Genomic DNA, 14,516 nt, shown 5'->3' on the forward strand with positions numbered 1-14,516 from the left:
GGTGGCGAGCATGACCGACAGCACGCTGGGACGCGTCCTGCTGACCTTGCGCGGCGTCCAGTGGATCCTGGGCACGAAGGGAGACCCATACGCACTGCTGCTGCGCGCGGCCGGGGAGGACCGGGCCGAGCTCGGCCGGCGCGTCCGAGAGCGGGGACCTCTGTACTGGAGCAGCGCCGAGGCCTGGGTGACGGCCGACCACACCGTGGTCGCGGAGGCGCTGACCGACGTACGCCTCACTCCACGGCCACCCGGCACCGGTTCCCCGCCCGGGGGCCCGGACGGGGAACCGGCTCCGTGGGACGTACCGGCCCTGCGGGAGGCGCTTCCGCTGACCGGACTCCCGGTGGCGCTCGCCCGGGAGGAGTACGAACGGCTCCGGGTGGTGGCGGCCCCTGTGCTCGGCGGGCCCGCGCTGCGCCGCCGGCTCGGCCCGGCCGTCCGGGCGTACCGGCACCGGGCGTCGGCGGTGGGGGAGCGTTTCGACCTGATGGACGACGTGGTGCGGCCCGCTACGGTGGACGCCTCACGCGTCCTCCTCGGCCTGCCGGAGCACCGGGCCGAGCGCTTCGCGGAACTCTGCGGGGACCTCAGCGGCGTACTCGACGCCACGCTCTGCCCCCCGCGCCTCGACACGGCCCGCCGGTACCGCGCCGCCCTCCCGGAACTCCTGTCCCTCCTGGCCGAGTCCGCGGGAGCGAAGGAACCGGGGCAGACGCGAGGGACGGAGGCCACGCAGGGAACGCGGGAGACACGCGAGAAGCCTGGGACACCGGGAGCACCGGGCCCTCTGGGGCCCCTGGGCGCTCCCGAGGACGTCCTGATCCTGTCCGCCCTGCTGGCCCTCGTCGGTGCCGACGTCGCCGCCACGCTCACCGGTAACGCCGTCGCCCTCCTCCTGGACCACCCCGATCAGTGGCGGGCCCTGTGTGAGGACCCAGGCCTCGCCCCCGCAGCCGTCGCCGAGACCCTGCGCCATTCGCCCCCCGTCCGCCTGCACCGGCTGTACGCGCGCCAGGACCTGGACCTCGCGGGTACCAGGGTGCCGCGGGGCGAGGAGGTCGTCCTGCTGACCGAGGCGGCCGGGCACGATCCGCGCCGCCACAAGGACCCGGACCGGTTCGACGTCCACCGGCCCGCCCACGACCGGCACGCCCTCCCCGAGGACGGCCACGCCGGCGCCATCGTCGGCCCCGCCGCGCGCTTGGCGGCCGAGGCCGCGCTGCGTGCGCTCGCCGCCGAGATGCCCGGCCTGGTCAGGAACGGCGAGGTGCTGCGCCGCCTCCGCTCCCCGCTCACCGGTGGCTTGTTCCGTTTCCCCGCCGCTCGCCAAGGAAACGTCCGGCGGTAGTTCCCGCCCCGGACCTTATGAACCCGAGGAAGGCCCCATGTGCCGTGTCTGCAAAGGACCCGTCCGTCCGTTCTTCGACTTCGGGCGCCAGCCGCTCTCCGACGCGTTCCTCGACCCCGACCGCGTCGACGACGAGTACTTCTACCGCCTCGCCGTGGGCAGTTGCGAGTCCTGCGGCATGACCCAGCTCCTGGACGAGGTCGCCCGGGACCGGATGTTCCACGAGGCCTACCCGTACCACTCGTCGGGCTCGGTCCACATGCGACGCCACTTCGAGCAGACCGCGGCCCGGATCTCCCGTGAGCACCTGCGCGGCCCCGACCCGTTCGTGGTGGAGATCGGCTGCAACGACGGCGTGATGCTGCGGGCCCTGGCCAAGGAGGGCGTCCGGCACCTGGGCGTCGAGCCCTCCGGCGGCGTCGCCGAACTCGCCCGCCTGCAGGGGGTGCGGGTCCTCACCGAGTTCTTCGAGGAGGAGACCGCGGCCCGGATCGTGGCCGGGAACGGCCCGGCCGACCTGGTCTATTCGGCCAACACCATCTGCCACATCCCCTACCTGGACTCCGTCTTCCGGGGGCTCGACACCCTGCTCGCCCCGGACGGCGCCTTCGTCTTCGAGGATCCCTACCTGGGCGACATCCTGGAGCAGACGTCCTTCGACCAGATCTACGACGAGCACTTCTACTTCTTCACCGTTCGCTCCGTCAGCGCCGCCGCCGCCCGCTTCGGCTTCGAGGTCGTCGACGTCGAACGGCTGCCGGTGCACGGTGGGGAACTCCGCTACACCCTCAAGCGGACGGGCCGGGCAGTGCCGAGCCCGGCCGTGGCCGCGCTGCTCGCCGAAGAGGACCGCAAGGGGGTCGGCACTCCCGAGTCCTTCGCGGCGTTCGCCGCCGGGATCGAACGGGTTCGGACGGAACTGACCACTCTTCTGCGGGAGTTGCGAGCAGAAGGTAAGCGGATCGTCGGCTACGGCGCCACGGCGAAGAGCGCCACCGTGACGAACTTCTGCGGGATCGGCCCCGAGTCGATCGACTGGGTGTGCGACGTGACCCCGGCCAAGCACGGGAAGCTCATGCCCGGCTCCCACATCCCGGTCCGCCCCACCGAGGCGCTCACCCACCCCTACCCCGACTACGCGGTGCTGTTCGCCTGGAACCACGCCGAGGAGATCATGGCGAAGGAGCGGCTGTTCCGGGAGTCCGGGGGGCGCTGGATCGTGTACGTGCCCGAGGTCCGCGTCCTCTGACCGCCGCCGGCCCAGGCCGGCCCCACCACAAGCAACCGAGGACGGTGTCATGCAGTCGCGACAGCTCGCCGTGGACGGCGCGTTCGAGTTCCGGCCCCAGGTCTTCACCGACGAACGGGGGCTCTTCGTCTCCCCGTTCCAGGAGACGGCCGCCCGACAGGCCTTGGGACATCCGCTGTTCCCCGTGGCCCAGACCAACCACAGTCTCTCCCGCCGCGGCACGATCCGCGGCGCCCACTACACCCTCACACCGCCCGGCATCGCCAAGTACGTCTACTGCGCGCGCGGCAGGGCCCTGGACATCGTCATCGACGTCCGGCTCGGCTCGCCCACCTACGGCCGCTCCGAGACCGTCCTGCTCGACCAGGAGGACTTCCGCGCCGTCTACTTCCCGGTCGGCGTGGCGCACGCCTTCGTCGCCTTGGAGGACCGGACGGTCATGTCGTACATGCTCTCCGGGGAGTACGTCCCCGAGAACGAGCTGGCCCTCTCGGTCTTCGACCCGGTCCTCGACCTGTCGCTGCCGTCGGACTTCGAACCGGTCATGTCGGAACGGGACCTGGCCGCGCCGACCCTGGAGACAGCGGAGAAGTCCGGCACCCTGCCGGAGTACCGGCGTTGTCTGGAGCTCGAACGGGCGCTGTGCGGCGGCCCGGCCCGGTGACCGCCGGCCGGGAACCCGCCGTCGCCGTGTTCGGCGCGACGGGCTGCGTGGGCCGCGCGGTCACGGCCGCGTTCGTCCGGGCTCGCCGGCCGGTCCTCGGAGTGGGCCGCCATGGGCCTTCGCACCCGGGCGGCGATCGTTTCCTCGCCCTCGACGCGGCGGCCGTCGACCCCGGTGAACTCGCCGGTCTGCTCACGGCGGCCGGGGTGGACACCGTGGTCAACGCGACCGGCGGCTGGGTCACCGGCGAGGCCGAGAACGAGCGCGTCCACCTGCACCTGGTGGAGAACCTGCTCGCCGCACTCGCCCGGACGCCCGGCAGGACCAGGCTGGTGCAGATCGGGTCCGTCCACGAGTACGGCCCGCTTCCCGCGGGCACGGCCGTGTCGGAGACCTACGGGCCCCGGCCCGAGACGGCCTACGCGCGCAGCAAACTCGCCGGGGCCGAGGCCGTGCTCCGCGCCACCCGCGAGGGGCTCGTGGACGGGGTGGTGCTGCGGGTCGTCAATCTCTGCGGCCCGGAAGCGGCGGATGTCGGCTTCCTCGGCGCCGTCGTGCGTCAGCTCCGGGACGCCACCCCGGAGCGGCCGGCCGAACTGACCGTCGCCGGGGCCCACCGGGACTACCTGGACGTACGGGACCTGGCCGAGGCCGTCCTCGCCGCCACCACCGCTCCGGTGACCGGGCAGGTGATCAATGTGGGCCGGGGCGAGGCAGTACCGGTGGCGCACCTGGTGGACCTGCTCGTCGCCGCGGCCGGGCGGCCGCCGGGCGCCGTCCGGCTCAGGGCCGCGTCCGTCGACTCGCGGGGCGGCGACTGGACCCGGGTCGACGTCGGCCGGGCGATCCGGTCGCTGGGCTGGCGGCCGACGGTCGAACTGCCCGAATCGATCAAGGACATGTGGGACGCGTCCCGCGAGGACCACCCGGTGGAGCAATCATGACCGAATTCCTCACGCGCGCGGCGCCCACCCCGTTGCGGGTCGCCGCGTCGGCGTACGCACGCGACGGCGGGCACACCCCGCACAGCGCGTTCCGCGACTGGTACGCGGGGGCCGCCGCCCGCACCTTCACCCAGGTGGAACGCGTCCCGCTCGACGCCCTCGCCGGCTGGGAGACCGACCCCGAGACCGGCAATCTGCGCCACCACACCGGCGGGTTCTTCACGGTGGAGGGTCTGGAGGTCCGGATGCCGGCCGGGCCCGTCCCGGCCTGGAGCCAGCCCATCATCAACCAGCCCGAGGTGGGCGTCCTCGGCATCCTGGTCAAGGAGTTCGACGGGATCCTGCACTGTCTGATGCAGTCCAAGGTCGAGCCCGGCAACGTCGGCGGCGTCCAGATCTCACCGACCGTCCAGGCGACCCGCAGCAACTACACCGGCATCCACGGCGGCCGTCCCGTCCCGTACCTGGACCGGTTCCGCGATCCCGGCTCCCGGGGCACCCTCGTCGACGTACGGCAGTCGGAACAGGGCTCCGCGTTCCACCACAAACGGAACCGGAACATGGTCGTCGAGGCCGAAGGCGAGGTGGAGGTGTACGAGGACTTCCACTGGCTGACCCTGGGTCAGCTCCACCGGCTCCTCGCCGAGGACGACGTCCTCAACATGGACGCCCGTACCGTCCTGTCCTGCCTGCCCTTCGCCCATGCGGACCTCGCCCGCGAACTAGGCCCGCCCGCCGACCCGTTCCAGGCGGCCCTCATCCGCTCCTGCGACCCGTCCGCCGGGGCCCGGCACCCGCTGGGCGCCGTCCTCAGCTGGATCACCGAGGCCCGCACCCGCACCGAGGTCCAGGCCCGGCGCGTCCCGCTCGCGGGGCTGCCCGGCTGGCACCGCACCCCGGAGCGGATCTCCCACGAGTCCGGGGCCTTCTTCGACGTGATCGGCGTCCGTGTGGAGGCGGGCGGCAGGGAGGTCGCCCGGTGGGCGCAGCCCATGATCGAACCGCACGGCACCGGCGTCGTCGCCTTCCTGACCCGGTCCATCGACGGAGTGCTGCACGTCCTCATGAACGCCCGCGTCGAGGCGGGCTACATGGATGTGGTGGAACTGGCCCCCACGGTCCAGTGCACCCCCGCCTCCTACGCGCACCTGCCGAGGAGCGCTCGGCCGCGCTACCTGGACGCTGTGGAGGAAGCGGACCCCGCGAGGGTCCGCTTCCGGTCCCTGCTCTCCGAGGAGGGCGGGCGCTTCCACCACGCGCGCAACCGCTATCTGATCGTCGACACCGACCTCGACGTCCCCGCCGACGATCCCGACTACCGGTGGATGACCGTCCACCAGCTCGTCGAGCTGCTGCGGCACAGCCACTACCTCAACATCCAGGCACGCAGCCTGGTGGCCTGCTTGCAGAGCCTGTTGACGCCGGGCGGACCGGCACCGACCACGGAGAGGAAGGCCCGGGTATGAACGCGGAGAACGTACGGCCCGTCACCAGCTGCCGGGTGTGCGGCGCGGCGGACTGGCAGGACGTGGTCTCCTTCGGCGAGGTGGCGCTGGCCAACGCCTTCCTGCCACCCGCCGACTCCTACGAGGACGAGGCCGCCTACCCGCTGGGGGTGATCTCCTGCCGCTCCTGCCGGCTGATGAGCGTCACCCACGTCGTCGACCCCGAGGTGATGTACCGGACGTACAGCTACGTCACCTCCGACTCGGAGACCATCACCCGCCACATGGAGTTCGTCGCGCGCACCTGCCGGGAACGGGCCGCGCTCGGCGCCGGGGACCTGGTGGTGGAACTGGGCAGCAACACCGGCCAGCAGCTCGCCGCTTTCGCCCGCGACGGCGCCCGGGTGCTCGGCGTGGACCCCGCCCGCAACCTGGCTGCCGTCGCCAGCGAGAACGGCGTCCATACCCTGCCGGAATTCTTCACCGAGACCACCGCCGGGCAGGTCCACCGCTCCCACGGGCCCGCGCGGCTCATCCTCGGCCGCCACGTGTTCGCCCACATCGACGACCTCGCCGGGGTGCTCGCCGGAGTGCGCGCGCTGCTCGCCCCTGACGGTGTCTTCGCCATCGAGGTCCCCTATGCGGTGGACCTGCTGGAGAAGTACGCCTTCGACACCATCTACCACGAGCACCTCTCGTACTTCCTGCTCAGCACCCTCGACACCCTCTTCACCCGGCACGGACTGAGTCTTTTCGACGTGGAGCGGCTCCCGGTGCACGGCGGCTCCCTCCTGGTGCTCGCCGGCCGTCCCGAGGCCCGGCGGCCTGTCACCGGCGCCGTCGGCGAACTGATCGCGGCGGAGGACCGGGCCGGACTCCACGGCGACTCCGCCTACCGGGAGTTCGCCCGCGGGGTCCGGGCCGTCCGCGAGGAACTGCCCGTCCTCGTCCGCTCCCTGCTCGCAGAGGGCAAGCGGGTCGCGGGCTACGGGGCATCCGCCAAGGGCACCACGATCCTCAACATCTGCGGCCTCGGCGCCGACGAGGTGGCCTACTGCACCGACACCACCACGCTCAAACAGGACAAGGTGCTGCCCGGCACTCACATCCCGGTCCGCAGCCCCGGCCACGCCAGGAACGACCCGCCCGACGTCTACCTCATGCTGGCCTGGAACTACGCCGACGAGATCCTGCGCAAGGAGGCGGAGTTCCTGCGGGCCGGAGGCCGGTTCATCCTGCCCTTCCCCGAACCCGCCGTCGTGTCGGCCGACACCGTCCGCTGAGCCGTACCCCCTCCGAGGCACGCGAGAGGCCCGGGGGGACGTCGCCCGACGTCCCCCCGGGCCTCTCGCCGTCCGCCTCAGGGCCGGTCGTCGCGGGTCACGTACCGCTCCCGCACGCGCCACCGGCCGTCCTCGACGGTCAGGACGTCGTCGCACACGCACATCAGGAGCAGCCGCGGCGCCTCGTCCCGCCGGGTCGCCACCACCTGCACGTACGAGCGCACCCGCACCGAACCGTCCGGCTCCGGATTCTCCATCGCGGCCGTGGTCAGCAGATGCCTGCGCACCTCGCCGTCGGCGGCGAGCGCCGCGTGCGCCGACCGGACCCCCGCCGCCAGGGCGGCGCGCCCCCGGACGGGTTCGGGCACCGACGGCGGCGCGAAGAGGCCGTCCTCGGTGAAGGTGGCGGCCCATGCCTCGGCGTCGCCCGAGTCCAGCAGGTGCATCTGCCGGGCGTAGAACCACTGGATGTCGGCGCACAGCGACGCGTACGCCGGGCTGATGGTCTCGCTCACGGATCTCCCTCCTTGCCCGCCGGGTCGCGGGCCGCTTGCCGCCGATGCTCGCGTGGCCCCATGGAACCGGACTCGTACGCGAGCGGGCCCGGGACTCCAGCCCGCCTCCACCGCGCCTCCGGTCCCGGCCGGAAGCATGCCGACCTCGAACCCGGCCCCGACCCATGGAGGTGCGCCGTGAGGCTCATCGACCTGTCCTCGGCGGTGGACGCGGCGCTCTGGGAACCCGACCCCGTGGAGCACCACGTCCTCACGCCCCGCGAGGGCGCCCTGCACATGAGCGAGGAGATGCGCACCCACTTCGGCATCTCCTTCGCTCCCGAGGAGCTTCCCGACGGCGAGTTCCTCTCCCTGGACCGCGTCACCCTCACCACCCACACCGGCACCCATGTGGACGCGCCCTCCCACTACGGCTCGCGCGCGGGCTACGGCGACGGCGTACCCCGGCACATCGACCGGATGCCGCTGGACTGGTTCCTGCGCCCCGGCATGGTGCTGGACCTCACGGACGCGCCCACCGGCGTCATCGGCGCGGAGCGGCTGGAGAAGGAGTTCGCCCGTGCCGGGCACACCCCGGAACCGATGGACATCGTCCTGCTGCACACCGGGGCACAGCGCCACCGGGGGACCGAGCGGTACTTCACCGAGTTCGCCGGCCTCGACGGACCCGCCGTCCATCTGCTCCTCGACCTCGGCGTCCGGGTCATCGGCACCGACGCGTTCAGCCTCGACGCCCCGTTCGGCGACATCATCGCCCGCTACCGGGCCACCGGCGACCGTGACGTGCTGTGGCCCGCGCACATGATCGGCAGGGACCGCGAGTACTGCCAGATCGAACGCCTCGCCAACCTGGAGGCGCTGCCGCCGTACGGCTTCCAGGTGTCCTGCTTCCCCGTCAAGATCACCGGCGCGGGCGCGGGCTGGACCCGCGCGGTCGCCCTCGTCCAGGACTGAACCGGACGGCCTTCCGGCCCACCTGTGCCCGGCCCCGGGCCCCTACCCGAAGGAGGCCGATGTTCGGCCACGATCTGGCGGACGTCTACGAGTTGGTCTATCGCGCGCGGGGCAAGGACTGGGCGGCCGAGGCCGCCGAGACCACCCGCCTGATCAGGAACCAGCTGCCCGCCGCGGAGTCCCTGCTCGACGTGGCGTGCGGCACCGGCGCCCATCTGGAGGCTTTCGACGGCCTCTTCACCCACACCGAGGGCCTGGAACTGTCCCAGGCCATGCTGGAACGCGCCGCAGAGCGGCTGCCCGGAGTGCCGCTGCACCAGGGCGACATGCGCGCCTTCGACCTGGAACGCACCTTCGACGCGGTGGTCTGCCTGTTCACCGCCATCGGCTATCTGCGGAGCGTCCCCGATCTGAGGTCTGCCGTCGCCGCCATGGCCCGCCATCTGAGGCCCGGTGGGGTGATGGTCGTCGAACCCTGGTGGTTCCCCGAGCGGTTCCTCGACGGTTACGTGGCCGGGGACCTGGCGAGCGACGAGCACCGGACCGTCGCCCGGATCTCGCACTCCACCCGGGAGGGCCGGACCACCCGGATGGAGGTCCGGTTCGTCATCGGCGAGGCCGGCGGAATCAGGGAGTTCACCGAGGTCGACCTCCTCACCCTGTTCACCCTGGACGAGTACCTGGCCGCCTTCGCCGACGCCGGATGTCCCGCCGAGTACATCCGGCCCGACTGGACGGCACGGGGGCTCTTCGTCGCGCGCCGCCCCTGAGACGGCCGGTGAGCACCCCGCACGAAGGCATCAGCCGGCGAGCGGGTGCTCGCCGGCTATGGCCATGACGTACCGGCCGTAGTCCGAGTTCCCGAGCCGCGCGCCGAGCCGGTGGCACTCCTCGGGGCCGATGAACCCCCGCCGGAGCGCCACCTCCTCGACGCAGGCGATCCGCACCCCCTGCCGCTCCTCCAGCGTCCGCACGTACTGGGACGCCTGGAGGAGCGACTCGGGCGTCCCGGTGTCGAGCCAGGCGAAGCCCCGGCCCAGCTCCCGCAGCCGGGCCCGCCCGTGCTCCATGTACATCCGGTTGAGATCGGTGATCTCCAGCTCGCCGCGCGCCGACGGGCGCAGAGCGGCGGCCCGTGCGACCACGTCGTTGTCATAGAAGTAGAGACCGGTGATCGCCCGGTTCGAGCGGGGCTTCTCCGGTTTCTCCTCGATCGACACGAGTATTCCGTTCCCGTCGGTCTCGCCGACCCCGTAACGCTCCGGATCGTGTACCTCGTAGCCGAAAAGCAGGCATCCTTCAAAATTCTCCCGCTCCTGTCTGAGTACCTCGGAGAAGGAATGCCCATGGAAAATGTTGTCGCCGAGCACCAGGGCCACAGAATCGTCCCCTATGTGCTCCGCGCCGATGATGAAGGCCTCCGCTATCCCGTTCGGATCCTGCTGCTCCGCGTACGCGACACGGAGCCCCAGATGGCTTCCGTCACCGAGTAGACGCCGGAAAAGTGGCAGGTCATGAGGGGTGGAGATGATGAGGATGTCCCGGATGTCCGCAAGCATCAGCACCGAGAGCGGATAGTAGATCATCGGTTTGTCGCCGACCGGCAGAAGTTGTTTCGAAACGGCCAGTGTAATCGGATACAAACGGCTTCCCGTGCCTCCGGCCAGAATGATTCCTTTCATGGAGGCGATGCTATCCGCGGTTTATCGGGGGCCACAAGGACAAGGACCCGGGATCGAGGTGCAATCGAGCCGTACGCGAGTCGGCTCCGCTGAGATCGGGGCTCATCCGAGCGGAAATGGAGAATGCCTGTGACCATTCGTGTATGGGGATATCTGGACGAGTACGCGGCAGAGCGCGAGGAGATTCTTGACGCGGTGGACACCGTCTTCGGCTCCGGTCGGCTGGTCCTCGCCGACAGCGTCCGGTCGTTCGAGGAGGAGTTCGCCGCCTGGCACGGGGCCAGTCACTGCGCCGGCGTCGACAACGGCACCAACGCGGTCAAGCTCGGCCTGGAGGCCCTCGGTGTGGGCCCCGGGGACGAGGTGATCACCGTCTCGAACACCGCTGCTCCCACCGCCGTCGCCATCGTCGGCGCAGGCGCGACCCCGGTCTTCGTCGACGTGCGCGAGGATTACCTCATGGACGTCTCCCAGGTCGAGGCGGCCCTCACCCCGCGCACCCGCTGCCTGCTCCCGGTCCACCTCTACGGACAGAGCGTCGACATGGCCCCCCTGGAGGAACTGGCCGCGCGCCACGGGCTGTCCGTCCTGGAGGACTGCGCCCAGGCCCACGGCGCCCGCCACCACGGCCGCCCCGCCGGGACCATGGGCACGGCCGCCGCCTTCTCCTTCTACCCGACGAAGGTCCTCGGCGCGTACGGCGACGGTGGCGCGGTCCTCACCTCCGACGAGGAGATCGACCGCAGGCTCCGCCGGCTGCGCTACTACGGCATGGAGGAGCGGTACTACGTCACCGGCCTGCCCGCCCACAACAGCCGCCTCGACGAGGTGCAGGCCGAGATCCTGCGCCGCAAACTCCGGAGGCTCGACCACTACGTGGCGGCCCGTCAGGAGATCGCCCGGAGGTACGCCGACGGTCTCGGTGACACCGGACTCGTCCTCCCCGAGACCGTCCCGGGCAACGAGCACGTGTACTACGTGTACGTGGTGCGGCACCCTCGCCGGGACGAGATCATCGCTGCGCTCAAGGCACGGGACATCGAGCTGAACATCAGCTACCCCTGGCCGATCCACACCATGACCGGCTTCGCGCACCTCGGCCACCGGCAAGGCTCGCTGCCCGTCACCGAACGCCTGGCCCGTGAGATCTTCTCGCTCCCGATGTACCCCTCGCTGACCCCGGACACGCAGGACAGGGTCGTCGAAGCCCTCCGGGAGGTCCTCAAGACCCTGTCCTGAACGGGACCGCCTCGCGGGCGACCCCTCACCACGCGGGACGGCGGCTCAGGCCTCGCGCGCCTCGGCCGCCGTCACCGAGAGGCGGGCGGTGAACAGGCCGTTCTCGCTCCGGCTCAGCGCCCGCAGCGCGGCGGCGTGGGGACCGAAGCCCGGCTGCCGCACCGCCCGCCGGAACGAGGCCTGGTCAGTCCACACCGCAAGGTTCACGTAGCCGGCCGGATCGTTCACCTCCCGCAGCAGGCTGTGCCGGACGAACCCCGGCTGCCGGGCCATGAACGCCGAGGTCCGGGCGAATGCCTCCTCGAACTCCTCGGGAAGCCCGTGCACGGTGAACCGGTTGACGAAGGTCACCTCGGGCTCCGGCCCGGCGTGCCCGTCCCCGGTGACCACGTCGGGCTCCCGCTGCTCGCCGCTCCGCATGGACAAGGCCACCCCTCCGCTCGTCGTCTCCGTCCGCCACCTGCGGACGCGTGCACGGGAGCCTGGCAGCGACCCGTGGAGAACGTCTCGACTCCGGCTGACCGCCCGCACGTGAACCTGTTACCGGGCGCCCGCGTCCTCGGCAACCGCAGGTACCGCCAGCGTGTCCTCCAGGCGCTCCTTGGCGTACGCCCGCGTCAGCCGGTCGAAGACGTAGCGGCCGATGCCATCCGCGCGACGATCCGTGGCCAGCAGGTGGTTGTCGACCAGGACCTCCAGGACGGACTCCAGGTCCCGGACCGGACGACTGAGCAGCTCCGCCGCCTGCGCGGCGGTGAAAGGCGTCTCGCCCAGCATGCTGAGCAGCCGGAACGTCCCCTGCTCCTGGGGGCCGAGGCCCTCGTAGCTCGCTGCGAACCGAGAGCGTACTTCCAGCTCGCCGAGCCTGGCCACGTCGAGGATCCGGGGGGTGGCCTCCAGCCGGTCGGCGAGCGCCGCCAGCGAGAGCCCCGGCCCGGCCGCGAGCCGGCCGCCCACACAGCGCAGGGCGAGCGGGTGACGGCCCAGCAGTTCCACGATCCGGTGTGCCGCCTCCGGCTCCCGGTCCACCCGCTGCCTGCCTGCGAGGACCGCGAGGATCTCCAGGGCCTCCTCGGGGGACGGCGCGCTCAGCTCCACCCGCTCGGCCTCCACCAGGGCGGTCATCCGCCTGCGCCCTGTGACGAGCAGCGCGCAGCGCGGGTCCGCAGGCAGCAGGTGGCGGATCTGGGCCGAGGACGCCACGTCGTCGAGGAGCACCAGCACCCGGCGCCCGGCCGTACGGGACCGGAACAGCGCACCGCACTCCTCCAGGCCCTCCGGGATGCGTGAGGGCGGGACCTCCAGGGCCCGCAGGAAGCCCAGGAGCACCTCGGCGGGGTCACGCGGCTCGGCGGAGGAGCCACGCAGGTCGGCGTAGAGCTGCCCGTCGGGAAAGTACGGGCGCAGGGTGTGCGCCAGATGGACCGCCACCGCGCTCTTGCCGACGCCCGGCGGGCCGGTGACGACCCCGATGTGGGCCGCCGTACCGTCGCCGAGAGGCCGGCCGGGCTCGCGCAGCGCCGCCTCCAGCTCCTTGAGGGCGTCCTCCCGGCCGACGAACCCCGCCAGCCCCGCCGGGAGTTGGGCCGGTATACCGACGGACTCACGGGCGGCGAGCGGTGAGGGGAGCTGGGCGGGGACCTGGGGCGCGATGCCACCGCCACCCGAGGGGAGGAGGGCGGTCGGAGCGGGGGCGGCCGGGAGCAGCGAGCCTGGCGCGGGGGCCGCCGGGCCAGGGTGCTCCGGCGGGGGAGCGAGGTGCGCGGCGGCTCCCCCGGCCGGGGGAGCCGTGTGCGTGAGGCCGGGAGCTGCCGGAACGGGATCACGGGCGGGGGAGGGCGCGAGGGCGGGAGCGGGCGGGGCGACGGGTGCCGACGCGGGCGCGGGTCTCGGCCGCCGCGGTGGCTCCTGAGGTTCCCGGGGTGAGTCGGACAGCAAGGTGTGCTGGAGGCCGGCGAGTTCCTTGCCGGGTTCCATACCCAGTTCGTCGATCATCTTCTGCCGCAGGCTCTGGTAGACCTCCAGCGCCTCGTGCCGTCGGCCCGACCGGTGGAGGGCGACCATGAGCAGGCCGTGGAGGTGCTCGTGCAAGGGATGCGTGAGTACCAGCGCCTTGAGTTCGCTGATCAGTTCGCGGTGCCGGCCGTTCTCCAGGTCGGACTCGATCCGCAGTTCGAGGATGCGGAAGCGAAGTTCCTCCAGCCGGGTCACGTACGAGAAGAGCCGCCCCCCGGTCTCGACGTCGGCGAGTGCGGGCCCGCGCCACAGGGCCAGGGCCCGCTCGAAACATGCCAGAGCCGCTGCGGAATCGCCCCGCTGGAAATGCTCCTGCCCTTCCTCCGCCAGTCGCTCGAACAGGCTTACGTCCAGACTCGACGACGGAATGGCAAGGCTGTACCCGCCCGGCTGAGTCTGAAGCAGGTTCCCGAGTCCCTGCTTGAGAAGGAGCTTGCGGAACTTGTAGATGTAGGTCTGCAGAGTGGTCACCGCGCTCGGGGGTGGCAGCTCGGGCCATAACTCGTCGATGAATTCGGACGCCTGCACCACGGTGTTGTGCCGCAGCATCAGCAGGGAGATGACCTGACGCGGCTTGGGTGCGGTCGGCATGATGTTCCGGCCTCCCCAGCGGATTTCGACGGGACCCAAAAGTCGGAACTCCAAGATGTCTCCTCCCGTTTCCGCCGGGTCGCGCTGTCTGGTTCGTCCCCGCACCCTGCGCGCGCCTCGCCGTCGGCCGATCACCTCGACTTCACGTTAGATCCTTGAAATCGACTGGTCAATGTCCGGCCGACGGCCTCCGAGCCGGCCGTAGAATCCTCGAGGGCCGAAAGAATGTCCACTTTGCCGTACCTTGACTCGTGGTCCAGGGAAAGTTCCCGTAAAGCTGACCCCGTCGAGAACTGGCGGAGATTCGATCCCGGCCGCACTGGCCGCCTGGCTCTTATTCGGCGGGTTCAACTGGTGGGTTGCTGCCTCCGGCATAGGCCGCGCGCGGATGCGTGAGGGCATCCCTTTTCGCCACGGATGGCGTTTGCGTCGCGTGTGGTCGCTGTCTCCCGGCGCCACCCGCGGCCCCCGGAGGTGCCGGTGATCATGGCGGATCGGCCGGTCCGCGCCCCGCCCGTCCACCCGGCTCCAGCATTCCTCGAGCGTGAGTCGAGCGCCGGAGCGCCGTCACGGCGGCGTCCTC

The 14,516-nt window shown here is 71.5% G+C and carries 13 protein-coding genes; 9 read left to right on the top strand and 4 right to left on the bottom strand.

Translation table 11 applies throughout. The annotated features are described in order from the left end of the window. Nucleotides 1-10 precede the first annotated feature (10 nt). Genes ABZY45_RS31490 through ABZY45_RS31515 form a run of 6 tightly spaced genes read left to right on the top strand, consistent with a single transcriptional unit; the run spans nt 11 to nt 6,936 of the window. Entirely contained in the window at nt 11-1,351 is a 1,341-nt protein-coding gene (locus ABZY45_RS31490; RefSeq protein WP_356745524.1) for a P450-derived glycosyltransferase activator, read from the top strand. Between the two features lie 37 nt (nt 1,352-1,388). Next, nucleotides 1,389-2,600: a class I SAM-dependent methyltransferase gene (locus ABZY45_RS31495; protein WP_356745526.1), complete on the top strand. Its 1,212-nt coding sequence runs from the start codon at nt 1,389-1,391 to the stop codon at nt 2,598-2,600. 49 nt (nt 2,601-2,649) lie between these two features. After that, nucleotides 2,650-3,264: a dTDP-4-dehydrorhamnose 3,5-epimerase family protein gene (locus ABZY45_RS31500; protein WP_356745528.1), complete on the top strand. Its 615-nt coding sequence runs from the start codon at nt 2,650-2,652 to the stop codon at nt 3,262-3,264. Next, complete coding sequence (locus ABZY45_RS31505) at nt 3,261-4,208, top strand: NAD(P)-dependent oxidoreductase (protein ID WP_356745530.1); 948 nt, start codon at nt 3,261-3,263, stop codon at nt 4,206-4,208. Before ABZY45_RS31500 ends, ABZY45_RS31505 begins: the two co-directional genes overlap by 4 nt. Further along, nucleotides 4,205-5,674, top strand: coding sequence for an NDP-hexose 2,3-dehydratase family protein (locus tag ABZY45_RS31510; RefSeq protein WP_356745532.1), 1,470 nt, complete (start codon nt 4,205-4,207; stop codon nt 5,672-5,674). The genes ABZY45_RS31505 and ABZY45_RS31510 overlap by 4 nt, the downstream gene beginning before the upstream one ends. After that, a complete protein-coding gene (locus tag ABZY45_RS31515; protein WP_356745534.1) occupies nt 5,671-6,936 on the top strand; it encodes a class I SAM-dependent methyltransferase in 1,266 nt (421 codons plus the stop codon). Before ABZY45_RS31510 ends, ABZY45_RS31515 begins: the two co-directional genes overlap by 4 nt. A gap of 77 nt (nt 6,937-7,013) precedes the next feature. Here ABZY45_RS31515 and ABZY45_RS31520 read toward each other — a convergent pair whose 3' ends face one another. Then, nucleotides 7,014-7,451, bottom strand: a complete 438-nt coding sequence (locus tag ABZY45_RS31520) for a nuclear transport factor 2 family protein (protein WP_356745536.1) — start codon at nt 7,449-7,451, stop codon at nt 7,014-7,016. Nucleotides 7,452-7,628: 177 nt separating this feature from the next. On the opposite strand from ABZY45_RS31520, the gene ABZY45_RS31525 reads away from it, so the two are divergent. Both ABZY45_RS31525 and ABZY45_RS31530 read left to right on the top strand, forming a co-directional pair. Next, entirely contained in the window at nt 7,629-8,405 is a 777-nt protein-coding gene (locus tag ABZY45_RS31525) for a cyclase family protein (RefSeq protein ID WP_356745538.1), read from the top strand. Between the two features lie 59 nt (nt 8,406-8,464). Beyond that, a complete protein-coding gene (locus ABZY45_RS31530) occupies nt 8,465-9,175 on the top strand; it encodes a class I SAM-dependent methyltransferase (protein WP_356745540.1) in 711 nt (236 codons plus the stop codon). A gap of 30 nt (nt 9,176-9,205) precedes the next feature. On the opposite strand, the gene rfbA is transcribed toward ABZY45_RS31530, so the two are convergent. Beyond that, nucleotides 9,206-10,087 (bottom strand): glucose-1-phosphate thymidylyltransferase RfbA, encoded by an 882-nt coding sequence (gene rfbA / locus ABZY45_RS31535; protein ID WP_356745542.1) that lies wholly within the window; start codon nt 10,085-10,087, stop codon nt 9,206-9,208. Nucleotides 10,088-10,216: 129 nt separating this feature from the next. On the opposite strand from rfbA, the gene ABZY45_RS31540 reads away from it, so the two are divergent. Then, on the top strand, nt 10,217-11,326 hold the full coding sequence (locus ABZY45_RS31540) for a DegT/DnrJ/EryC1/StrS family aminotransferase (RefSeq protein ID WP_356745544.1): 1,110 nt from the start codon (nt 10,217-10,219) through the stop codon (nt 11,324-11,326). Between the two features lie 45 nt (nt 11,327-11,371). On the opposite strand, the gene ABZY45_RS31545 is transcribed toward ABZY45_RS31540, so the two are convergent. Then, a complete protein-coding gene (locus ABZY45_RS31545; protein WP_356745655.1) occupies nt 11,372-11,746 on the bottom strand; it encodes an antibiotic biosynthesis monooxygenase family protein in 375 nt (124 codons plus the stop codon). A 120-nt stretch (nt 11,747-11,866) separates the two neighbouring features. Next, complete coding sequence (locus tag ABZY45_RS31550) at nt 11,867-13,933, bottom strand: BTAD domain-containing putative transcriptional regulator (RefSeq protein ID WP_356745546.1); 2,067 nt, start codon at nt 13,931-13,933, stop codon at nt 11,867-11,869. Nucleotides 13,934-14,516: the final 583 nt, after the last annotated feature.

Origin of the sequence: Streptomyces sp. NPDC006516 (assembly GCF_040611875.1) — a bacterium.
Lineage (GTDB): Bacteria > Actinomycetota > Actinomycetes > Streptomycetales > Streptomycetaceae > Streptomyces.

Bases quoted from the DNA above. Each gene is read 5' to 3' on its own strand.
- ABZY45_RS31490 (WP_356745524.1), top strand. From the start codon at position 11: ATGACCGACAGCACGCTGGGACGCGTCCTGCTGACCTTGCGCGGCGTC.
- ABZY45_RS31495 (WP_356745526.1), top strand. From the start codon at position 1,389: ATGTGCCGTGTCTGCAAAGGACCCGTCCGTCCGTTCTTCGACTTCGGG.
- ABZY45_RS31500 (WP_356745528.1), top strand. From the start codon at position 2,650: ATGCAGTCGCGACAGCTCGCCGTGGACGGCGCGTTCGAGTTCCGGCCC.
- ABZY45_RS31510 (WP_356745532.1), top strand. From the start codon at position 4,205: ATGACCGAATTCCTCACGCGCGCGGCGCCCACCCCGTTGCGGGTCGCC.
- ABZY45_RS31515 (WP_356745534.1), top strand. From the start codon at position 5,671: ATGAACGCGGAGAACGTACGGCCCGTCACCAGCTGCCGGGTGTGCGGC.
- ABZY45_RS31530 (WP_356745540.1), top strand. From the start codon at position 8,465: ATGTTCGGCCACGATCTGGCGGACGTCTACGAGTTGGTCTATCGCGCG.
- rfbA (WP_356745542.1), bottom strand. From the start codon at position 10,087: ATGAAAGGAATCATTCTGGCCGGAGGCACGGGAAGCCGTTTGTATCCG.
- ABZY45_RS31545 (WP_356745655.1), bottom strand. From the start codon at position 11,746: ATGCGGAGCGGCGAGCAGCGGGAGCCCGACGTGGTCACCGGGGACGGG.
- ABZY45_RS31550 (WP_356745546.1), bottom strand. From the start codon at position 13,933: ATGCCGACCGCACCCAAGCCGCGTCAGGTCATCTCCCTGCTGATGCTG.